This window comes from Bradyrhizobium sp. 197, from assembly GCF_023073375.1.
Taxonomy (GTDB): Bacteria; Pseudomonadota; Alphaproteobacteria; order Rhizobiales; family Xanthobacteraceae; genus Bradyrhizobium.
This window is the reverse complement of record NZ_JADPJJ010000128.1, coordinates 1-1,293: the sequence shown is the minus strand read 5'-3', so window position 1 is coordinate 1,293 and position 1,293 is coordinate 1. Positions and strand designations below refer to the sequence as shown.

1 protein-coding gene is annotated in these 1,293 nt (G+C 59.1%); it reads left to right on the top strand.

The annotated features are described in order from the left end of the window. Positions 1-942, top strand: a 942-nt coding sequence (locus IVB27_RS28385) for an IS110 family RNA-guided transposase (protein ID WP_247446263.1), incomplete at its 5' end; no start/stop codon positions are given. Positions 943-1,293: the final 351 nt, after the last annotated feature.

Here is a 1,293-nt window from a genome sequence, read left to right as displayed (position 1 = left end):
AAAGCCAAGTCTAATCCTGGTGCCTTGACTGACCTGCTTAACAAACATGCGCCTCATGCCGAGCGTATCGGCTTCGAGACCGGTGCGATGGCGAGTTGGCTATGGCATGAACTCCGCAGGGTTGAGCTTCCGGTGGTCTGCATCGACGCTCGGCATGCGCACGCAGCTTTGTCGGTCCGAAGGAACAAGAGCGATCAGAATGATGCGCGAGGGCTTGCCGAACTGGTGCGGGTTGGATGGTATCGAGAGGTCAAAGTCAAAAGTGAGGAAAGCCAAAAGATCCGAGCGATCCTTGTCGCCAGATCTCGGCTAGTGTCCATGCGCCGAGACATCGAGAACCAGGTTCGCAGCTTGATCAAGGAATGTGGATTGCTGTTCCCTCGCGCGATCGGCCAACAGTTCCGCAACCAGGTCAGCGAACTCTTGGGCGTCGATCATTTGCTTCTCAGCGTGATATCGCCGCTGCTCTCGATCCATGAGAACGTTTGTCAACAACAAGGTAAGTTCGACAACGAGGTCCGCCGGTTGGCAAAGCTGGACGTGACGACGCGTCGCCTGATGACGGTCCCGGGGGTCGGTGTCGTGACGGCCCTAACGTTCCGCCACACGATCGATGACCCCTCGCGCTTCCGATCGGCTTCGACGGTCGGCGCCTACCTCGGCCTTACGCCGAGGCGCAGCCAATCCGGCGAAACCGACACCAACGGAAAGATATCTCGATGGGGCGACAGGCTTCTCCGAACTTACTTGTTCGAGGCCGCCACTGTCCTTCTTTATCGAACCAAAAAGTGGTCTTCCCTAAAGGCCTGGGGCATGAAGCTCGCCAAGCGGATCGGCATGAAGAAGGCAAAGGTCGCCATCGCCCGAAAGATCGCCGTGATTCTCCACTGCATCTGGGTCGATGGCACATCGTTCGACTGGGGCCAGCCGAAGCCAATCTGATATTTGCTCGCAAGCTCCTGGTCCGGTCCGCCGGACTGGCGATGTCCCGCTGGGACGGTGGTCGTGGTGACCTCGGTCAATCGGCTGGTGGCGGTTCGCCCGCACTCCGCTGCAAACGTTGAGGCGCCCGATCCGGACATCATCATGAGGCGCTCGCGACCTCGGAAAGGACCATGACCCCAGCTACGACATCAACCCAACCCGCTGAAGCCGCCAACGACGTCAATTGCCAATCCCGCTAGGCAATCGTCTCGCCATCCGCGATCGCTCCGTCTCCGCAACCTGACCAGCTCCGACGGAGCAATCGCTACCGGCGTGTCACTGGAGAGAGGAAGAATGGTAGCTTGACAA